The organism is Brevibacillus sp. TJ4, from assembly GCF_044627595.2.
In the GTDB taxonomy this organism is placed as follows: domain Bacteria; phylum Bacillota; class Bacilli; order Brevibacillales; family Brevibacillaceae; genus Brevibacillus.
In genome coordinates, this window is record NZ_CP185865.1 from 711,800 (window position 1) to 730,393 (window position 18,594).

General features: G+C 52.5%; 19 protein-coding genes. 18 read left to right on the top strand and 1 reads right to left on the bottom strand.

The genetic code is table 11. The annotated features are described in order from the left end of the window. Positions 1 to 15 precede the first annotated feature (15 nt). On the top strand, positions 16 to 747 hold the full coding sequence (locus ACAF76_RS03255) for an amino acid ABC transporter ATP-binding protein (RefSeq protein ID WP_400162623.1): 732 nt from the start codon (positions 16 to 18) through the stop codon (positions 745 to 747). 55 nt (positions 748 to 802) lie between these two features. Here the strand turns inward: ACAF76_RS03255 and ACAF76_RS03260 are convergent, their stop codons facing one another. Then, positions 803 to 1,501, bottom strand: a complete 699-nt coding sequence (locus ACAF76_RS03260) for a polysaccharide deacetylase family protein (protein WP_400162624.1) — start codon at positions 1,499 to 1,501, stop codon at positions 803 to 805. 144 nt (positions 1,502 to 1,645) lie between these two features. Between ACAF76_RS03260 and ACAF76_RS03265 the strand changes: the two genes are divergently transcribed. From ACAF76_RS03265 to sufB, 17 genes are all read left to right on the top strand, one after another. Continuing rightward, positions 1,646 to 2,452 carry a DUF2797 domain-containing protein gene (locus tag ACAF76_RS03265; protein ID WP_400162625.1) on the top strand — a complete coding sequence of 269 codons (807 nt, stop codon included), beginning with the start codon at positions 1,646 to 1,648 and terminating at the stop codon, positions 2,450 to 2,452. Between the two features lie 6 nt (positions 2,453 to 2,458). Next, positions 2,459 to 2,821, top strand: a complete 363-nt coding sequence (locus tag ACAF76_RS03270; protein ID WP_400162626.1) for an arsenate reductase family protein — start codon at positions 2,459 to 2,461, stop codon at positions 2,819 to 2,821. Position 2,822: 1 nt separating this feature from the next. Beyond that, on the top strand, positions 2,823 to 4,013 hold the full coding sequence (locus ACAF76_RS03275) for an aminotransferase class I/II-fold pyridoxal phosphate-dependent enzyme (RefSeq protein ID WP_400162627.1): 1,191 nt from the start codon (positions 2,823 to 2,825) through the stop codon (positions 4,011 to 4,013). Between the two features lie 169 nt (positions 4,014 to 4,182). Further along, positions 4,183 to 4,728, top strand: a complete 546-nt coding sequence (locus tag ACAF76_RS03280) for a peroxiredoxin (RefSeq protein ID WP_400162628.1) — start codon at positions 4,183 to 4,185, stop codon at positions 4,726 to 4,728. Positions 4,729 to 4,874: 146 nt separating this feature from the next. Continuing rightward, complete coding sequence (locus ACAF76_RS03285) at positions 4,875 to 6,320, top strand: IS1182 family transposase (protein ID WP_400162161.1); 1,446 nt, start codon at positions 4,875 to 4,877, stop codon at positions 6,318 to 6,320. Positions 6,321 to 6,462: 142 nt separating this feature from the next. After that, the gene (gene gcvH, locus ACAF76_RS03290; RefSeq protein WP_400162629.1) at positions 6,463 to 6,843 is read left to right on the top strand and encodes a glycine cleavage system protein GcvH; all 381 of its coding nucleotides are present in this window, start codon (positions 6,463 to 6,465) and stop codon (positions 6,841 to 6,843) included. A gap of 273 nt (positions 6,844 to 7,116) precedes the next feature. Beyond that, the gene (locus ACAF76_RS03295) at positions 7,117 to 7,551 is read left to right on the top strand and encodes a hypothetical protein (RefSeq protein ID WP_400162660.1); all 435 of its coding nucleotides are present in this window, start codon (positions 7,117 to 7,119) and stop codon (positions 7,549 to 7,551) included. Between the two features lie 27 nt (positions 7,552 to 7,578). Continuing rightward, complete coding sequence (locus ACAF76_RS03300; RefSeq protein WP_400162630.1) at positions 7,579 to 7,980, top strand: VOC family protein; 402 nt, start codon at positions 7,579 to 7,581, stop codon at positions 7,978 to 7,980. Positions 7,981 to 8,141: 161 nt separating this feature from the next. Further along, positions 8,142 to 8,483 carry an SCP2 sterol-binding domain-containing protein gene (locus ACAF76_RS03305; protein WP_400162631.1) on the top strand — a complete coding sequence of 114 codons (342 nt, stop codon included), beginning with the start codon at positions 8,142 to 8,144 and terminating at the stop codon, positions 8,481 to 8,483. Between the two features lie 66 nt (positions 8,484 to 8,549). After that, the gene (locus ACAF76_RS03310) at positions 8,550 to 9,707 is read left to right on the top strand and encodes a M20 peptidase aminoacylase family protein (RefSeq protein ID WP_400162632.1); all 1,158 of its coding nucleotides are present in this window, start codon (positions 8,550 to 8,552) and stop codon (positions 9,705 to 9,707) included. Between the two features lie 202 nt (positions 9,708 to 9,909). Continuing rightward, the gene (gene pckA / locus ACAF76_RS03315) at positions 9,910 to 11,496 is read left to right on the top strand and encodes a phosphoenolpyruvate carboxykinase (ATP) (protein ID WP_400162633.1); all 1,587 of its coding nucleotides are present in this window, start codon (positions 9,910 to 9,912) and stop codon (positions 11,494 to 11,496) included. Positions 11,497 to 11,671: 175 nt separating this feature from the next. Further along, positions 11,672 to 13,120, top strand: a complete 1,449-nt coding sequence (locus ACAF76_RS03320) for an alanine/glycine:cation symporter family protein (RefSeq protein ID WP_400162634.1) — start codon at positions 11,672 to 11,674, stop codon at positions 13,118 to 13,120. A 234-nt stretch (positions 13,121 to 13,354) separates the two neighbouring features. After that, entirely contained in the window at positions 13,355 to 14,143 is a 789-nt protein-coding gene (gene sufC / locus ACAF76_RS03325) for a Fe-S cluster assembly ATPase SufC (RefSeq protein WP_400162635.1), read from the top strand. Positions 14,144 to 14,164: 21 nt separating this feature from the next. After that, positions 14,165 to 15,463: a Fe-S cluster assembly protein SufD gene (gene sufD / locus ACAF76_RS03330; RefSeq protein WP_400162636.1), complete on the top strand. Its 1,299-nt coding sequence runs from the start codon at positions 14,165 to 14,167 to the stop codon at positions 15,461 to 15,463. After that, positions 15,463 to 16,689, top strand: a complete 1,227-nt coding sequence (locus ACAF76_RS03335) for a cysteine desulfurase (protein WP_400162637.1) — start codon at positions 15,463 to 15,465, stop codon at positions 16,687 to 16,689. The genes sufD and ACAF76_RS03335 overlap by 1 nt, the downstream gene beginning before the upstream one ends. Further along, the gene (sufU, locus tag ACAF76_RS03340; protein ID WP_400162638.1) at positions 16,676 to 17,107 is read left to right on the top strand and encodes a Fe-S cluster assembly sulfur transfer protein SufU; all 432 of its coding nucleotides are present in this window, start codon (positions 16,676 to 16,678) and stop codon (positions 17,105 to 17,107) included. The genes ACAF76_RS03335 and sufU overlap by 14 nt, the downstream gene beginning before the upstream one ends. Before the next feature lie 48 nt (positions 17,108 to 17,155). Further along, a complete protein-coding gene (gene sufB, locus ACAF76_RS03345; protein WP_400162639.1) occupies positions 17,156 to 18,553 on the top strand; it encodes a Fe-S cluster assembly protein SufB in 1,398 nt (465 codons plus the stop codon). Positions 18,554 to 18,594: the final 41 nt, after the last annotated feature.

Here is an 18,594-nt window from a genome sequence, read left to right on the forward strand (position 1 = left end):
GTGGGGGATGATGCCATGATTATCCAGGTACAGGATTTGACAAAGAACTACGGTTCGTTGCAAGTGTTGAAAGGAATCACGACACAGGTACAGGAGCGCGAGGTTGTCTGCGTCATCGGTCCCTCGGGTTCGGGAAAAAGCACGTTCTTGCGCTGTCTCAATCAACTGGAGGAGATGACGAGCGGCAAAATCGTCATCAACGGGCACGACCTGTCTGATCCGAAGGTGGACATCAACAAGGTGCGCGAAGACGTGGGAATGGTGTTTCAGCGCTTCAACCTGTTTCCGCACAAAACGGTGCTGGAAAACGTGATGCTGGCGCCTGTCAAAGTGCGCAAGATCAATGCAGAAGAGGCGCGGGAAAAAGGGATGACGCTTTTGCGAAAAGTGGGCCTGGAGGAAAAGGCCGATGTGTATCCGGAACGGCTTTCGGGAGGACAGATGCAGCGGGTGGCCATCGCCCGTGCGCTGGCGATGAATCCGAAGGTGATGCTGTTTGACGAGCCGACCTCGGCGCTCGACCCGGAGCTGGTCGGAGAGGTGCTCGCGGTGATGAAGGATTTGGCCCGGGAAGGCATGACGATGATTGTCGTCACGCATGAAATGGGTTTCGCCCGGGAAGTCGGCGATCGCGTCATTTTTATGGACCAGGGCGTAATCATGGAAGAAGGAAAGCCCGAGGAAGTGTTTGAAAATCCGAGACACGAGCGTTTGCGTTCGTTCCTGGGAAAAGTCATGGTCTCCTGACATACATACGGCACCAGTCGTTCCCGATACGGAACCTGGTGCCTTTTTTGCATATTCAGTTGGAAGCCTCCAGCAACTGGCTGACTGTGACAAAGCGGTATCCTTGCTGGCGCAGATAGGTGATCAGCTCCTGCAGCGCCGCTACCGTTTGCCGCTGGTTCAGCCCGCCGTCGTGGAAGAGGATAATGTCGCCAGGCGAGACGTCGCGCTTGACGCTTTTGGCAATCACCGATGCGGTCCGGGCCAGCGACCAGTCGCGAGGATCGATCGACCAGTGAATCACATCGTAGCCGCTCGCCTGTACCGCGTTCATCACGTCGTGGGTCATCACCCCGCCCGGAGGACGGTAATACTGGGCCAAAATCCCGGTCGTGCGCAAAATCGAGCGCTCTCCCTGCTTGATGTCATCGTACACTTCCTGTTCGGTCAGCTTGTGCAGATCGTGATGCCGATAGCCGTGATTGCCGATTTCATGGCCGGCCTTGGCGATCCATTGCATCACCTTGGGGTATTTGTCCACCTGAGAGCCGAGGACAAAGAAGGTCGCCGGTACATGATTGTTGTGCAGTACCTCGAGAATCTGCGGCGTGTAGACGGCATCCGGCCCGTCGTCGAAGGTGAGAGCCACGACCTTTTTGGGCGTGTCGATGCGATGGATCGGTTCATAGACGGGATGGACAGAAACAGCCGCCGTCGATGTCGCAAAAAAACAAAAAACGATAGCGAGAACGCATGCCAATCGTACACATCTCATAGCGGGACTCCTTCTTTAACAGGTATGAACATAGGGTTTGCCGCTTTCCGGGCAAAACATGCTGCCAAATGAAAACAGCGATGAGCGAGGCTTGAGCCATATGATAAAATGGTATGGATCGGATGACGGAGAGGAGAGAGTGATGTGCAACTCCGCGGTTTACTGCATGGATTGACACACCAGTATTACGGGAAGGACAAGCCCGTAGACTACTACATGAACATAGGAGAGGATCGTCTGCCGCTCAATGAGTTCCTGGGCAGCGAAGTGAACATTACATTTTTGGGCGAAAAAAACTGCATCGCCTGTGGACGCAAAACGAACAAGACATTTAACAGCGGGTATTGCTATCCCTGTTTTACCAAACTTCCGGAAAATGACCTGTGCATCGTCAAGCCGCACGAGTGCCATTTTGACCAGGGGACATGCCGTGACGCGACCTTCGGGGAAACGCACTGCATGATTCCGCACTACGTCTACCTGGCTGTATCCAGCGACATCAAGGTCGGTCTGACCCGCAAAAACAACGAGCTGAAGCGCTGGGTGGACCAGGGTGCGATCCGCGCCATTCCGATTGCCGAACTGCCGACGCGACGGATGGCAGGCGAACTGGAGGTGCATCTCAGCCAATTTTTGCCGGACAAGACCAACTGGCGAAAGATGCTCAAGGGCGAGGTCCGGGAGATCGACCTGTTGGCCATGCGCGACGAGGTGTACAGCCACTTCCCGGACGCGTTCAAACCGTTTCAGTACCGTGAAGACGAGTGGGTCGAGATCACGTATCCGATTCTGGAATCGCTGGACAAAATTACCTCCAAGACGCTGGACAAGGAGGAGACAATCAGCGGCCGGCTGATCGGCGCGAAGGCGCAGTACCTGATCTTCGAAAACAGCGTGTTTCATGCGAGAAAACACGCGGGCTACCAGGTAGAAATTTCGTTTGGGGGGTAAAGGAACATGACACTGAAAGCGTATCTGTACGACAAATGCGGTACGTGCCGCAAAGCCAAGCAGTGGCTCAAGCAGGAAGGAATCGGCTTCGAGGAAATCCCGATCGCCGATACCCCTCCCGGCAAGGAAGAGCTGCGGGCGATGTGGAAGGCAAGCGGACTGGATTTGCGCAAGTTTTTCAATGTAAGCGGAGTGCAGTACAGGGAGCTGGGGTTAAAAGACAAGCTCCCGACGATGACGGAAGAGGAGATGCTGGAGCTGCTCGCGTCCAACGGCAAGCTGATCAAACGCCCGCTGCTGTTCGATCAGGACAAGGTTACCTTGGGCTTCAAAGAAGAAGAGATGGAGAAAGTCTGGGGAGGAAAGTAACATGCGCAAACCTTCACAGCGGCTGCAGCACCTGTCAGCCGCTATCTTTTCCCAAATGGCACAGCGCAAACGGGCAGTGGCGCAAACGCGCACCGTTTACGATCTGAGCATCGGCAGCCCGGATCAGGCGCCCGACCAGGAGCTTTTGGATGTGCTCGTGCAGGCGGCACGCGAGCCGGGGGCATTCGGCTATGCGCTCAGCGAAGGCACCGCTGCCTTTCGTGCAGAGGTCGCCCGCTGGTACGAGTTCCGTTTCGGCGTGGAGCTGGACGCCGACACAGAAGTACATTCGCTGATGGGCTCCCAGGATGGTCTCGCTCACTTTGCACTCGCCTGGACGGACCCGGGGGATCTCGTGCTGGTCCCAGACCCGGGCTACCCGATTTACGCCGGGGGTGTCCAACTCGCGGGAGCTGTGCCTTATCCGATGCCGCTGACGGCAGACAACGGCTTTTTGCCCGATTTGCAGGCGATCCCGGACAGTGTCGCCGCCCGTGCCCGCTTCATGATTCTCAACTACCCCAACAACCCGGTTTCAGCCGTAGCGACGCTCTCTTTTTTCGAGGAAGTCGTCGCCTTTGCCAAGCGGCACGACATCATCGTCGTGCACGACCTGGCGTATTCGGAAATGGCCTTTGACGGCTACAAGCCGCCCAGCTTCCTGCAAGCACCAGGCGCTAAAGAGGTGGGCATCGAGTTCAACTCATTTTCGAAGAGCTTCAACATGGCCGGCTGTCGGATCGCCTATGTCGTCGGCAACGCAGAGATCATCAAACCGCTTGCTGTGGTCAAGTCCAACGTCGACTACGGCGTATTCCTGCCTGTCCAGCAGATGGCGATTGCCGCTTTGCGCAAAGACCGGCTCACTGGCGGGGAAAACAGCGTAGCCGCCCTGTACCAGGAGCGACGCGATGCCCTGCTCGCGGCACTGGCCGAGGCGGGCTGGAAGATCGATCCCCCGAAGGCGACGATGTTCGTCTGGGCACCTGTGCCTGAAGGCTGGACTTCCCAGCAGTTCGCGTTTCGCCTGCTGGAGGAGACGGGTGTAGTCGTCATTCCCGGCGATGCATTTGGCGCACAAGGTGAAGGCTACGTGCGGATCGCCCTCGTACAGCCGCCCGAGCTGCTGGTAGAAGCTGCGCGAGAGATTGCGAGGTCAGGTATTTTACAGCGCAACCAAAAACAGGAATAATAATCTGACGAATGGGAATACTGGGACTGTAAGCGCTTTAGATGTGGCAGCTTTATTGAAAATAAATAACAAGTAACAATTATTCCTTCTTTATATTGACTATAAACAAATAGATTGATATGATGTGAGAGGTAGTTTATGAACAAAAACATGTAGGAGGTCGTTACATATGGCACAACGTCTCGTTGGACTCCCAGCTCCAGATTTTACCCTGGAAACTGCACTGGGTAACGGCAAAGAATTCGGCAAGGTTTCTTTGTCTGATTATCGCGGCAAATGGTTGGTTATGTTCTTCTATCCACTCGACTTTACTTTCGTTTGCCCGACTGAAATCATCGCGATGAGCGATGCAATCGAAGAGTTCAAAGATCTGGATGCTGAAGTTCTCGGCCTGTCCGTTGACTCTGTTCACTCCCACCGCGCTTGGATCAACACTCCTCGCGACCAAAACGGTTTGGGTGGCCTGAACTTCCCGCTGGCTGCTGACTTCAACAAAACAACTGCACGTGCATACGGCGTTCTGGATGAAGAAGCAGGCGTTGCGTTCCGCGGTCTGTTCATCATCGATCCAGAAGGCATCCTGAAATACCAAGTTGTGACCGACCTGAACGTAGGTCGTTCCACTGAAGAAACTCTGCGCGTGCTGCAAGCACTGCAAGCAGGTGGCCTGTGCCCAGCGAACTGGAAGCCAGGTCAAGAAACGCTCTCCGTTTAATTGCAGACGGATGCGACGAAAAGAGCCTAACGTCAGTTAGGCTCTCAGCCTGTAGACAAAGTTCCGTAAGGAACAGGGTCTGCAGGCTTTTTTGTTGAATATAGAACATGTTACGTTTTCAAAAGTTATTTTTTAGAGGTGGCATTATGCTTAATAAGCAAGAGGCCGAAGGGCGTTATCAGATATCTGCATTCTCGCTAGATGAGTTGGTGCCAGAAGATCATCTCGTAAGAAAAATTGAAAATGCAATCGACTTTTCGTTCATCTATGACTTGGTGGAAAGCCTCTACTGTCATGACAATGGCAGACCCAGTGTTGACCCTGTAGTCTTAGTTAAAATTGCTTTCATCCAATATATTTTTGGAATTCGTTCCATGCGACAAACGATTAAAGAGATCGAAACCAATGTTGCCTATCGGTGGTTTATTGGCTATGATTTCAGTCAGCCCATTCCCCATTTCACGACCCTAGGCAAGAACTATGTTCGCCGTTTTCGGGATACTCAACTCTTCGAGTCGATCTTCCTTCGAATATTGGAGGAGGCGGTTCATCATGGATTCGTGAAGCCTGATGTGCTTTTCATTGATGCTACGCATGTAAAAGCCAGTGCGAATAAGCATAAATACGTGAAAGAAATCGTTGAAGAACAAGCGAAGAAATATCAAGAGCTGCTGGACGAAGAAATCAATCAGGATCGTATTGCACATGGAAAGAAGCCCCTTGAAAAAAAGACAGAAACTTCGAAGAAGGAGGTGAAAGTCAGCACAACTGACCCGGATTGCGGATTGTTTGTAAAAGGGGAAAAGGAACGTGTATTTGCTTATAGTTTTCATACAGCATGTGATCGAAATGGATTTGTGCTTGGTGCCAAGGTAACGCCAGGCAATGTGCATGACAGTCAGGTTTTTGAGGATGTTTTGAATCAAGTGCGAAAGACGTTTGCACAGCCTCAAGCTGTGGCAGTGGACTCGGGATACAAGACGCCTTACATCAGTAAAACACTCCTTGATGACCAGATTCGCCCCGTTATGCCCTACACAAGACCACGCACCAAAGAAGGTTTTTTTAAAAAGCACGAATATGTGTATGATGAATATTTCGACTGCTACATCTGCCCGAACGAGCAAATCTTAACATATGAGACAACAAACAAGGATGGGTACCGTATCTATCGATCAAATTCTCAAGTTTGCCGAAGTTGTCCGTTCTTGAAACAATGCACGGAAAGTAAAGACTACACAAAGAGAGTGAGTCGCCACATCTGGGCTGATTACCTCGAAGAGGTAGACCACCTCCGGCATACCGAGGAAAACAAACAAATCTATAGCAAACGGAAAGAAACGATTGAACGTGTATTCGCTGATATGAAGGAAAAGCATGGCATGCGTTGGACGACCTTACGAGGACTGGAGAAGGTCACGATGCAGGCGATGCTTGTTTTCGCTGCCATGAACTTGAAAAAAATGGCGACCTGGCTATGGAAATCAGGTCGCCAAAAGGTGAACGATCAAAACACCTTCGGTATTTTCATCAAATTATTAAACAAACTCCCTCTGCTGTTCGTTCAGCGAGGGAGTTTGTCTGCAATCTGAGAGCCTAACGTCAGTTAGGCTCTTTTTTGCTGCTGAAAAAAAGATTTCAATCGATTTTTCGGTCAGGAAGAGGAATCCTAAAACGAGCGTCAAATATGTTTAGGGAGACATGGATTGACCCTGATAGGAGGATACGTGAACGATGGAATTCCCGAAAAATCTGCGTTACAGTGAAGAGCATGAGTGGGTACGTGTGGAAGGAAACAAGGCATACATCGGCATCTCCGCTTTTGCTCAATCGGAGTTGGGTGACATCGTGTTCGTCGAATTGCCCGAAGTCGGCGCGACGATCCAACAAAACGAAGCGTTTGGCAGCGTGGAGTCTGTCAAAACCGTTTCGGAACTGTACGCTCCCGTAAGCGGTAAAGTAATCGAGGTAAACGGAGAACTGGAAGATGCACCGGAGCTGGTCAATTCTTCGCCGTATGAAAAAGCGTGGATGATCGCGGTGGAGCTTTCCGACCCTGCCGAACTGGACAAACTTCTCGATGCAGACAAGTACGCGGAGATGGTAAAAGAATAAGTGTAAAACCGCAAAAGGCTGCTGTTTTCCATCGAGAAGACGGCAGCTTTTTGGCGTATGGGAGCACAGGTAAAAATTTCAAACTAATCAGAAAATAGTGGTCATCCACCTTTTGATCGAGTACAATAGAAAAACCATTCCAAACGCAATTCAACAAATTTGGAATGATTTACGGGTAGGACTTTAGTCTGGGTTGCGTTACAATTGCAGGTACAAGGAAAAAAACTGGACCAGACAAAAAGCAGTTCGTGTGGTCAAAAGGAGGAAGGCACAATGGGGTTTTGCTGCGGAGCGGGAATGGTAGGTTCAGTAGGGTCTGTCCGCCATCAGAAAACACTGGTGCATAATGTCCCCATCATGTTTTGTCCGGTATGCGACAGAATCGAGGTTCACCCCGCTATTGAGGGAGAATACGAAATTCTTGTAGAATACGCACAGGGAGATAAAGCACCGGAAGTTGATTTTACTGACTTCGTGAGTGTTGACAATACAGGTGAGTTGTTCGAGAATTGTACCATGACTGATGAAGCGGCTAGTTTCGCCGACGTGCTGAAACAGCAGATCGACGTTGCGCTTGATCTGTTGGTGGTCGCCAAGGATTTGCACGATGAAGAATGGCGCGAAGCCTTGATGCACCGGTTGAGAAGACTGAGCGAGCGCCTGGAGAACTACAAGCGTCGCAAGCAGGTCGCGGAAAGAAGCGCTTGATCAGAGTTGACGTGGGAGGCAGTGTGAATGTTTCATTTGAAAGATGTTCACCACATCGCCCTTAATTGCAGTGATGTCGTGAAGATAGCTCGTTTTTTCAAAGATATTTTGGAAGTCCCCATCCCAGAAGAAAACATCGTAGAGGGAGAGCATGTCTACTTTCAAATCGGCACATACACACGGATTGGACTTCACCCGTACGGTGGGGAACCAGGCAAGGGCGGAGTGGGAATGGTAGACCACATCGCGTTTTCGGTAACCAGCCGTGCAGAGCTGGATTACCTCGTAGACAAGCTGGAAGCAGAAAATATCTGCTATCGCGGCCCGATTAACCGTCCGACCAGCTTTAATCTCTATTTTGAGACACCGGACGGCCATCAACTGGAAGTGCGTCTGGACAAAGACGAATTGGATGAATTTGATGAGTGAAAGCATCTGCGCTGGTACGCAGGTGCTTTTTTCGTTTCTTTTGCTGTCGAGAAAAAAAGGCGACGGTGACAACAGCCGACAGAGCTTCCTACCTGTCGTCAAAGGATTCGACTCGCCCTCGCCCGAACTCCTCAGGCAGAATGGAAAGGAGCGGTGAGCGGATGAACGCAATAGGGATGCTGCTGGCGGAAGTAACGGAACGGGTGCGCGGAAAAAAGCATGTACAATCGATGGCGAGAGGCTGGGAGCGACGGGTCGGCATCGTTGTGGACGAGCAGCAGACGCGCTGGCAGCTTGTGTTCGCACAGGGGGAAGCGAGCTTCGGGGAATGGAGCGACGGTACTCAGGCAGACCTGGTCCTGCGCGGAGAGGAACAGGCCATGGTGCAATTGTTTGCCGGCAATGAACTGGTCTACACGGCGGCGAAACAAAAGCTGCGCATTGACGGGCCGTTGCGGGATCAGTTGAAGCTGGATGCCATTTTGCGCCTCGTCTGCAAGTGATTGCTGGTGCTGGACTGACAGTGTGCTATAATGGACAAAATACGGTATCAACGAGGAGGAACGATGATGGCAGCGGCAGTTACCTTAAAAGAGGTTGTCACTTCACGGGCACAAACAATTGTCGAAACATTTGATCATTTGCACGCAAATCCGGAAATTAGCTGGAAGGAAGTGCAAACGACCCGTTATCTCGCTGAGCGGATGCGTTCCCTCGGACTGCGTGTCACGACGTTTGACGACTGTACCGGTCTTGTCGCCGAATGGGGAGAGGGGCGGCCTGTCGTCGGCTTGCGGACAGATATCGACGCCTTGTGGCAGGAAGTAGACGGGGAGTGGCGAGCCAACCATTCCTGCGGACATGACGGGCATATGACCGTGGTGCTGGAGACGGTAGAAGCGCTGATCGCATCGGGCTATCAGCCGCCCGGCAAGCTGAAAATTCTCTTTCAGCCTGCCGAAGAGAAGGGGAACGGCGCATTGAAGCTGATCGAAAAAGGTGTTGTAGACGACATCGAGTACCTGTACGGCCTTCATCTGCGCCCGATTCAGGAGATGGCAAGCGGCGACTGCGCCGGAGCGATCTACAATGGCGGCGCGATGTTCATCAGCGGTGAGATTACCGGTCTTTCCGCGCATGGGGCACGTCCGCATCTCGGTATCAACGTACTGGAAGCAGCCGCTGCCATCATCCACGGACTGGGCCAGATCCACATCAATCCGATGGTTCCCGCGACAGTGAAAATGACGATGCTGCAGGCAGGCGGAGAAAGCTACAACATCATCCCCGACAAGGCCCGCTTTGCCCTCGACCTGCGCGCGCAGACCAACGAAGCGATGGACGAGCTAATCAAACGGGTGAACCGCTTGATCGAAGGAGTCGCCCTCTCCCATCAGGCGGAAATCAAGCTGGAGTACGGCTCGCGAATGGTAGCTGCGGTCGTCGATGAAGAGGCAAAGAAACTGATGGAGCAGGCGATTGTCGACGTGTTGGGCGAGCAGCATCTGAAGCCGGCACCCGTCACGCCAGGCGCCGAGGACTTCCACTACTATCCGGTCGAACGGCCATCGATCAAGGCGACGATGCTCGCATTGGGGTGTGACCTGCAGCCGGGGTTGCATCATCCACACATGAAATTCAACAGAGACGACCTGATCAAAGGTGTCGAGATTATGGCACGCGTGGTCGTCCGGACATTTGAACAACTAGAGAAGCAAAACGCCTGACTGAAAAGCCCGCGTTTGGATGCGGGCTTTTTCTTTTCTATAGCAAGAAGAAAGGAAGTTCGCAGTTTATTCACACATTATTCATACGATGCCGCAAAATTATGTAGCTTAATTATCTAAATGTGATATACTAATTACAAAATCCAAGAGCTGATAAAGCTTGTGCTTTCGGTTATATATATGGGAAGGAGATCGTTCACACATGGAAATCAACACGGTTCAAAAGCTTGCTGACATTTTGGGAGCAACAAAGGTGTACCGCAACCTCCCTGTTCCACAACTCGTGGAAATGGCAGTGAAGCGTGGCGAAGGGGTTTTGACCGACAAGGGGGCGCTCAACGCGCTAACAGGGAAGTTCACAGGCCGTTCGCCAAAGGACAAATTTGTGGTGGACGAAGCTTCCGTACGCGATAAAATCAACTGGGGTCCTGTTAACCAGCCTATCCCGTCGGAAAAATTCCAGCTTCTGCAACAGGATGTACTGAACTATCTGCAAGACAAGGAATTGTTTGTCTTTGACGGCTTTGCCGGCGCTGATGAGACGTACCGTCTGCCCATCCGCGTGGTAAACGAATACGCGTGGCACAACCTGTTTGCCCGCCAGTTGTTTATCCGTCCGTCTGCGGCGGAGCTGGAGCAGCATCAGGCCGAGTTTACAGTCGTATACGCTCCGACTTTCAAAGCCAATCCGGCTGTGCACGGAACCAACTCGGAGACGTTCATCGTACTCAGCTTTGAGCAAAAAATGGTCTTGATCGGCGGAACCGAGTACGCGGGCGAGATGAAAAAATCGATCTTCAGCGTGATGAACTACCTGTTGCCGGAACAAAATGTTCTGCCTATGCACTGCTCCGCCAACGTCGGCAAAGAAGGCGACGTGGCGTTGTTCTTCGGACTGTCGGGTACCGGCAAAACGACGCTGTCCGCTGATCCTGAGCGCTTTTTGATCGGTGACGACGAGCATGGCTGGTCGGACAACGGCGTGTTCAACATCGAAGGCGGCTGCTACGCGAAGTGCATCAAGCTGTCCGAAGAAGGCGAGCCGCAAATCTGGAACGCCATCCGTTTCGGTACCGTTCTGGAAAACGTGGTAGTGGACGAAGCAACCGGCATTGCCGATTACGACAGTGACAAATATACGGAAAACACTCGTGCCGCATACCCTGTCGATGCTATCAAGGGGGCGGTGATCCCTGGGGTAGGGGGGCAGCCAAACGCGATCATTTTCCTGACCGCAGACTCGTTTGGCGTGCTGCCGCCGATCTCCAAACTGAGCAAGGAACAGGCGATGTACCACTTCCTGTCTGGCTACACCAGCAAAATGGCAGGTACGGAACGTGGCGTAACAGCGCCGCAGACAGAGTTTTCGACTTGCTTCGGTTCGCCTTTCCTGCCGCTGCATCCGGTCGTATACGCCGAGATGCTGGGGCAAAAAATCGATCAGCGCGAGGTGCCTGTCTATCTGGTAAACACCGGCTGGACAGGTGGACCTGCAGGCGTTGGCAGCCGGATGAAGCTGGCGTACACGCGTGCGATGGTGACGGCAGCGCTGAGCGGAGAGCTGGAAAAGGTCGAGTACGTGACCGATCCCGTCTTCGGTCTGCAAGTACCGACTACCTGCCCGAACGTCCCGGCGGAAGTGCTGCAACCGCGCAACACGTGGCAGGACAAGGAAGCGTACGACAAGCAAGCCGCTGATCTGGCTGGCCGCTTTATCGAAAACTTCCAGAAAAAATTCCCGGAAGCTGCAGAGATCGCAAAAGCGGGTCCAAAAGCGCCCGTACAATAATGATCCGATCAAGAAACGGCTGGACGATACGTCTGGCCGTTTTTTTTGTATCCTGCACTATTAGTAGACTTCAAGTCAGCGAGAAGAAAAAAAGTTTGGTAAATTTTGACGAATCTATGTTGCAAATAAATATTATGAAGTATAGTAGATGTATATCAGGTAAAGGAGGAATACGATGGAGCAATTCGTAAAGTGGTTGAATGATTTGGTTTGGAGTAATGCACTTATTTATCTGTGTCTGGGAACCGGACTATTTTACTCGATTGCGACACGCTTTCTGCAAATCCGCTACCTCAAAGACATGATTCGGCTGACCTTTCAGGGAAAAGGTTCTGATGCGGGTGTATCTTCTTTTCAGGCGTTGTCGATTGCGTTGTCAGGACGAGTAGGGACAGGGAACATCGCGGGGGTTGCGGCAGCGATTGCCTACGGAGGTCCGGGCGCGATTTTCTGGATGTGGGTCGTTGCGTTTTTGGGCTCGGCATCCGGATTTGTCGAAGCGACTCTCGGTCAACTGTACAAGACAAAGCTAAACGGCCAATTTCGCGGTGGACCAGCCTATTACATCGAAAAAGGCTTGAAGGCGAAATGGTACGCTGTCTTGTTTGCGATCGTTACGGTGATTGCAACCGGGCTGCTTCTGCCAGGCGTTCAGGCAAACAGTATTGCAGCCGGGATGAAAAACGCTTTTGGTCTGAATCCGTGGATTACCGGAATTTTTCTCGCACTGGTTCTCGGGTTTATCATCTTCGGCGGAATCAGGCGCATTGCCAACGTCGCGCAGGTCGTCGTTCCGTTTATGGCGCTCGGCTACATTCTCGTAGCGCTGCTGGTAGTTCTCTTGAATATTACGGAAGTTCCGGCAATGATTTCTCTCATCTTCCGAAGTGCATTTGGTGCTGAGGCTGCATTTGGCGGAATTCTCGGCGCAGCGATTGCCTGGGGTGTCAAGCGTGGGATTTACTCGAACGAAGCAGGTCAAGGGACCGCTCCTCACGCCGCCGCGGCTGCAGAAGTATCTCATCCAGCAAAACAAGGAATTGTGCAAGCGTTTTCCGTTTACGTGGACACTTTGCTGGTCTGCTCTGCAACGGCTTTTATGATTTTGATCACGGGGGCGTACAACGTCCATCCGGAGGGAATGGCGCCGATCGTTACGACAATGGGCGATGTGGAGGCAGGACCGATCTACACGCAACAGGCTGTCGAAACGGTGTTGCCCGGATTCGGAGCGCCGTTTGTCGCGATTGCCCTGCTGTTTTTCGCGTTTACGACGATCATGGCCTACTACTACATGGCTGAGACCAATCTCGCCTATTTGAACAGCAAGACCCGACGCGTCTGGCTGGAAGTTCTTCTGAAGCTCGTCATCATGGGAATGGTCATCTTCGGCAGCGTGAAGTCTGCCGGTCTGGCCTGGACGCTCGGCGACATCGGCGTAGGCAGCATGGCGTGGCTCAACATCATCGCCATTTTGCTGCTCACCAAGCCGGCCCTGCGCGTGCTCAAGGATTACGAAACGCAGAAGCGGCAAGGACTCGACCCCGTCTTCGATGCGAGCAAAGTTGGAATTGAAAATGCAGAAATATGGGAGCCTAAGAACCGGGACTACTCGGCGGGCTGATCAGCGTTTTTTCTGGTGAAATCCCCGGATGGCAGCGATGCTGCGCCGGGGTTTTCTTTTCGCACGCCTGTGGGCGGAATGACTGTCACGTTGAATAGACTTTCTAAATATAATGATTTAAAAATTACAGATATGTTTCATTCCTTGATTTAAAATAATTATTATTATAAGATGGGTATTGAGAATGGAATGAGAATCAACCACTCACTTTACTTGTTTATGGAGGGAAAACAGATGACAGCAACACCGCATTTGCAGATAAAAAACCTTCGCGCCCGCATCGAGGATAAAGAAATCCTCAAGGGACTGAGCCTGGAGATCAAAGGCGGCGAAGTACATGCGATCATGGGTCCGAACGGTACAGGTAAATCTACCCTGGCATCGACCTTGATGGGCCACCCGAAATACGAAGTGACCGATGGCGAAGTGCTGCTCAACAACGAAGACTTGCTGGAAATGGCGGTCGATGAGCGTGCTCGCGCAGGGCTGTTTTTGGCTATGCAATATCCATCTGAGATCAGCGGGGTAACCAACTCCGACTTCCTGCGTTCCGCGATCAACGCGCGCCGCGGCGAAGGCAATGAAATTTCGCTGATGAAATTTATCCGTGAAATGGACAAGAAGATGGCGACGCTGGAAATGGATGAATCCTTCTCCCACCGTTACCTGAACGAAGGCTTCTCCGGCGGGGAGAAAAAGCGCAACGAAATCCTGCAGATGATGATGATCGAGCCAAGCATCTGTATCCTTGATGAGATCGACTCCGGTCTTGACATCGACGCGCTGAAAATCGTTGCCAATGGCGTAAACGAAATGCGCTCTGCAGACCGCGGCTTTTTGATCATCACCCACTACCAGCGCTTGCTGAACTACATCAAGCCTGACTTCGTACACGTGATGATGCAAGGACGCATCGTCAAGTCCGGCGGCCCTGAACTGGCTGAGCGCCTCGAAGCAGAAGGCTATGACTGGATCAAGGAAGAACTGGGCATCGAGGACGAAACCGTTAACGCCAACGTGTAAGAAGAAGGAGGCAGCAGTGAGATGAGTGTGGATGTACAACTCCGCTTTGACCGTGAAGCGATTACCGGGTTCTCCCAGGCGAACCAGGAACCGGCTTGGTTTTTGGAAAAACGCCTTGCCGGATTGAAAGCAGTGGGAGAGCTTCCGTTGCCGGTCTTGGAGAAAACAAAAATAGACAAATGGAATACGATGCAGTTCGAGCCATTCCAAACGGCTTCGCTGGCAGCTTCTGTACAGGAGCTGGACGAGGTCGTCAAGGCGCAGATCGATCTGGACAGCGTCACCAACCTGATCGTGCAAAAAAATGCAACGACGCAGTTTTACGCTGCTACCGATGAGCTGCGTCAGCAAGGCGTCATTTTCGCTCCTTTGGCGAAAGCGCTGCAAGAGCATGGCGATCTGGTGCAAAAATACATGGGGAACGTCGTGGCGTACGACGAACATTCCCTGACAGCGCTGCATACGGCAGTCGTGAACGGCGGAGTTTTCCTCTATGTTCCGAAAAACGTAGAAGTGAACGTACCGCTGCAAGCTGTGTACGAAGTGGCCGGGGACAATGCACTGCTTTGCCCGCATGTCATTATCGTGGCAGAAGCGAACAGCAAGGTAACCTATGTAGACAGCTTCGTCTCGGCTGAAGGCAAAGAGATGGTCGCCAACAGTATCGTTGAAGTATATGTAGGCCCTGGGGCAAACGTGCAAGTCGCATCAGTCCGCTCCTTGTCGGCAGATGTACACGACTACAGCTTCCGTCGCGCCACAGTGGACCGCGATGGTCATGTAGCGTGGATTCTGGGTGAGATGAACGACGGAAATACCGTTGCCAACAACACGTCCATCTTGAAAGGAACGGCTTCCACTGCCGAGACCAAGACAGTTGCGGTAGGAACACAGGCACAGCGTCAAAACCTGACTTCCCAGGTACAGCATATCGGTACGCACTCCGAGTCCAACATGGTGAGCAAGGCCGTAATGACAGGCGAAGCTGTCTGCGTGCTGAACGGAATTACCAAAATCGAAAAGGGCGCTGAAAAGGCAAACGGCGAGCAAGCCGAAAACATTCTCATGCTGAGTGACAAGGCACGCGGCGATGCCAACCCGATCCTGTTGATTGACGAGGATGACGTAAAAGCGGGTCACGCTGCCTCTGTAGGCCGATTCAGTGAAGAGTCGATCTTCTACCTGATGTCTCGCGGAATCAGCAGAGAGCAAGCCGAACGTCTGATTATCCTGGGCTTCCTTGATCCGGTCGTCGCGGAGATTCCGATCGAGGAAGTGAAGAACAGACTTCGTCAGGCGCTGGAAAGGAAGTTGGGCTGATGGATGCCAAGGAGATTCGGAAGTATTTCCCTATCCTCCACCAAGAGGTAAATGCTCATCCGTTGGTATATCTGGACAACGGAGCAACGTCGCAAAAGCCGATTCAAGTCATTGAAGCCGTGGACAATTACTACAAAAAGTACAACTCCAATGTGCATCGCGGCGTACACACCTTGGGCAGCTTGGCAACAGACGGCTATGAAGGCGCGCGGGAAAAAGTCCGCGCCTTCATCAATGCCCGCGAGGCGGCTGAAGTCATCTTCACACGCGGTACGACGTCAGCGATCAACACGGTGGCATACGGCTACGCCCGCGCTTTTCTCAAACCGGGTGACGAGATCGTAACGACCGTGGCAGAGCATCACAGCAATTTTATCCCGTGGCAGCAAGCAGCCAAAGTGACAGGTGCCACGTTCAAGTTCATTCCGCTGGCAGAGGACGGCACGGTTACGCTGGAAGCAGTCAAGGAGACGATTACGGACAATACGAAAATCGTCGCCATCCACCATATTTCCAACGTCCTCGGAGATACGACGCCGATCAAGGAAATCGCCCAGATCGCCCATCAGCACGGCGCTCTCTTGTTCGTCGACGGTGCCCAGGGTGCCCCGCACAAGAAGATCGACGTGCAGGACCTGGATTGCGACTTCTACGCGTTTTCCAGCCATAAAATGGGCGGACCGACCGGCGTAGGGGTACTGTACGGCAAGCGGGAGGTTCTGGAGCGCGTCGAGCCGATGGAGTTCGGCGGCGAAATGATCGATTTCGTGGAGTTGTACGATTCCACCTGGAAAGAGCTTCCCTGGAAATTCGAGGGCGGTACGCCGATTATCGCCGGGGCGATCGGTCTGGCGGCGGCGATTGATTTTCTCGAAGAAATCGGAATGGACAACATCGAGCGACACGAGAAAAAGCTGGTGGCATACGCCATGGAGCGCATGCGTGAGCTCGACGGCATCACCATTTACGGCCCGCAGCAGGACCGCAGCAGTTTAATCACATTCAATCTGGACCAGGTACATCCGCATGATTTGTCGACTGTACTGGACAGCTATGGCATCGCCATCCGGGCGGGTCATCACTGCGCCCAACCGTTGATGCGCTGGTTTAATGTCTCGGCTACGGCACGGGCGAGCTTCTACATGTACAATACAGAGGAAGAAGTAGATGTATTTGTTGACGGATTGAAGAAGACAAAGGAGTACTTTGGCAATGTCTTCTCTTGATGATCTGTATCGTCGCGTAATCATGGACCATTATCAAAAGCCGCGCAATCGCGGCAAGCTGGATGAAGCAGACGGGCTTGTCGTCAATTTGAACAACCCGACCTGTGGAGACAGCATCTCGCTTTCCCTGAAGGTAGAGGACGGCAAGGTGATCGACGCCCGTTTTCTCGGTGAAGGCTGCTCGATCAGCATGTCTTCCGCTTCGATGATGACGGAAGCGGTAAAAGGCAAATCCGTCGATGAGGCTATCAAATTGTCCCACCTCTTTTCCGATCTGATGCAGGGCAAGGACATCGATGATTCGGTCGATCTGGGAGACATCGAGGCATTGTCTGGTGTAGCGAAGTTCCCGGCCCGGATCAAGTGTGCTACGCTGGCGTGGAAAGCGCTGGAGCAAGGCATTCGGGAGTCTGAATAGGAATAGTCATACAGCAAGTGAAAACATCACATAAAGGAGTGATTGACGATGGCAAAAAAAGCCCCTGAAATACAGGATTACCAATACGGCTTTCACGATAAGGACGTATCTGTATTCCGTACGAAAAAGGGTCTGACCCGCGAGATCGTCGAAGAGATTTCGCGCATCAAGGAAGAACCGGAATGGATGCTTGAGTTCCGTTTGAAATCGCTGGACATTTTCAACAGTATCCCTATGCCAAAATGGGGCGGCGATCTGGACGGCCTCAATTTCGACGACATCACCTACTACGTGAAGCCGTCCGAAAAGCAAGGACGCAGCTGGGATGAGGTGCCGGAAGAAATCAAGGCCACCTTTGACAAGCTGGGTATCCCGGAAGCCGAGCAAAAATTCCTCGCCGGTGTATCCGCACAGTACGAATCCGAGGTTGTGTACCACAACATGCAGGAAGACCTGGAAAAACTCGGCGTTCTCTTCTGCGACATGGATTCCGCTGTGAAACTCTACCCGGACATCGTGAAAGAGTATTTCTCGACGGTTATTCCTCCGGCTGACAACAAATTTGCCGCACTCAACTCGGCAGTATGGTCCGGCGGTTCCTTCATTTACGTGCCAAAAGGCGTAAAAGTGGAAACTCCGCTGCAAGCGTACTTCCGCATCAATTCGGAGAACATGGGGCAGTTCGAGCGTACCCTGATTATCGTAGACGAGGACGCTTTCGTACACTACGTAGAGGGCTGCACGGCGCCGATCTACAGCACCGACTCCCTGCACTCCGCAGTAGTGGAAATCATCGTCAAGGAACGCGCGCGCTGCCGCTACACCACGATCCAGAACTGGTCCAACAACGTATACAACCTCGTAACCAAACGCGCGGTTGCATATGCGGATGCAAACATGGAGTGGATCGATGGCAACATCGGCTCCAAGCTGACGATGAAATATCCGGCGGTCATTATGAAAGGGCCACGCGCCAAAGGTACCGTTCTGTCGATCGCAGTAGCGGGCAAAGGGCAGCATCAGGACGCAGGGGCAAAAATGATCCACCTGGCGCCTGACTGCACATCGACGATCATTTCCAAGTCGATCTCCCGCGACGGCGGAAAAGTAACCTACCGCGGTCTGTCCCAGTTTGGACGCAAGTCGGAAGGCTCCAAGTCCAACATCAAGTGCGACACGCTGATCCTCGACAAGCTCTCCACGTCGGATACCATTCCGTACAACGAGATCCTGAACGACAAGATCACGCTGGAGCATGAGGCTACCGTTTCCAAAGTCTCCGAAGACCAGCTCTTCTACCTGATGAGCCGCGGCCTGAGCGAAGCGGAAGCGACTGAAATGATCGTCATGGGCTTCATCGAGCCATTCACCAAAGAGCTGCCGATGGAGTATGCGGTTGAGATGAACCGTCTGATCAAGTTCGAGATGGAGGGAAGCATCGGGTAACCCTTGCGCGACAAGGGTTTCTGGGCTTTAAAAGCGGGCTT

What these genes read in the sequence shown, in the direction of transcription:
- ACAF76_RS03260 (WP_400162624.1), bottom strand. Translation starts at nt 1,501, where the DNA reads ATGAGATGTGTACGATTGGCATGCGTTCTCGCTATCGTTTTTTGTTTT.
- ACAF76_RS03300 (WP_400162630.1), top strand. Translation starts at nt 7,579, where the DNA reads ATGTTTCATTTGAAAGATGTTCACCACATCGCCCTTAATTGCAGTGAT.
- ACAF76_RS03305 (WP_400162631.1), top strand. Translation starts at nt 8,142, where the DNA reads ATGAACGCAATAGGGATGCTGCTGGCGGAAGTAACGGAACGGGTGCGC.
- ACAF76_RS03280 (WP_400162628.1), top strand. Translation starts at nt 4,183, where the DNA reads ATGGCACAACGTCTCGTTGGACTCCCAGCTCCAGATTTTACCCTGGAA.
- ACAF76_RS03320 (WP_400162634.1), top strand. Translation starts at nt 11,672, where the DNA reads ATGGAGCAATTCGTAAAGTGGTTGAATGATTTGGTTTGGAGTAATGCA.
- ACAF76_RS03275 (WP_400162627.1), top strand. Translation starts at nt 2,823, where the DNA reads ATGCGCAAACCTTCACAGCGGCTGCAGCACCTGTCAGCCGCTATCTTT.
- ACAF76_RS03335 (WP_400162637.1), top strand. Translation starts at nt 15,463, where the DNA reads ATGGATGCCAAGGAGATTCGGAAGTATTTCCCTATCCTCCACCAAGAG.
- ACAF76_RS03310 (WP_400162632.1), top strand. Translation starts at nt 8,550, where the DNA reads ATGGCAGCGGCAGTTACCTTAAAAGAGGTTGTCACTTCACGGGCACAA.
- sufU (WP_400162638.1), top strand. Translation starts at nt 16,676, where the DNA reads ATGTCTTCTCTTGATGATCTGTATCGTCGCGTAATCATGGACCATTAT.
- sufD (WP_400162636.1), top strand. Translation starts at nt 14,165, where the DNA reads ATGAGTGTGGATGTACAACTCCGCTTTGACCGTGAAGCGATTACCGGG.
- ACAF76_RS03270 (WP_400162626.1), top strand. Translation starts at nt 2,459, where the DNA reads ATGACACTGAAAGCGTATCTGTACGACAAATGCGGTACGTGCCGCAAA.
- gcvH (WP_400162629.1), top strand. Translation starts at nt 6,463, where the DNA reads ATGGAATTCCCGAAAAATCTGCGTTACAGTGAAGAGCATGAGTGGGTA.
- ACAF76_RS03255 (WP_400162623.1), top strand. Translation starts at nt 16, where the DNA reads ATGATTATCCAGGTACAGGATTTGACAAAGAACTACGGTTCGTTGCAA.
- ACAF76_RS03285 (WP_400162161.1), top strand. Translation starts at nt 4,875, where the DNA reads ATGCTTAATAAGCAAGAGGCCGAAGGGCGTTATCAGATATCTGCATTC.
- pckA (WP_400162633.1), top strand. Translation starts at nt 9,910, where the DNA reads ATGGAAATCAACACGGTTCAAAAGCTTGCTGACATTTTGGGAGCAACA.
- sufB (WP_400162639.1), top strand. Translation starts at nt 17,156, where the DNA reads ATGGCAAAAAAAGCCCCTGAAATACAGGATTACCAATACGGCTTTCAC.
- ACAF76_RS03295 (WP_400162660.1), top strand. Translation starts at nt 7,117, where the DNA reads ATGGGGTTTTGCTGCGGAGCGGGAATGGTAGGTTCAGTAGGGTCTGTC.
- sufC (WP_400162635.1), top strand. Translation starts at nt 13,355, where the DNA reads ATGACAGCAACACCGCATTTGCAGATAAAAAACCTTCGCGCCCGCATC.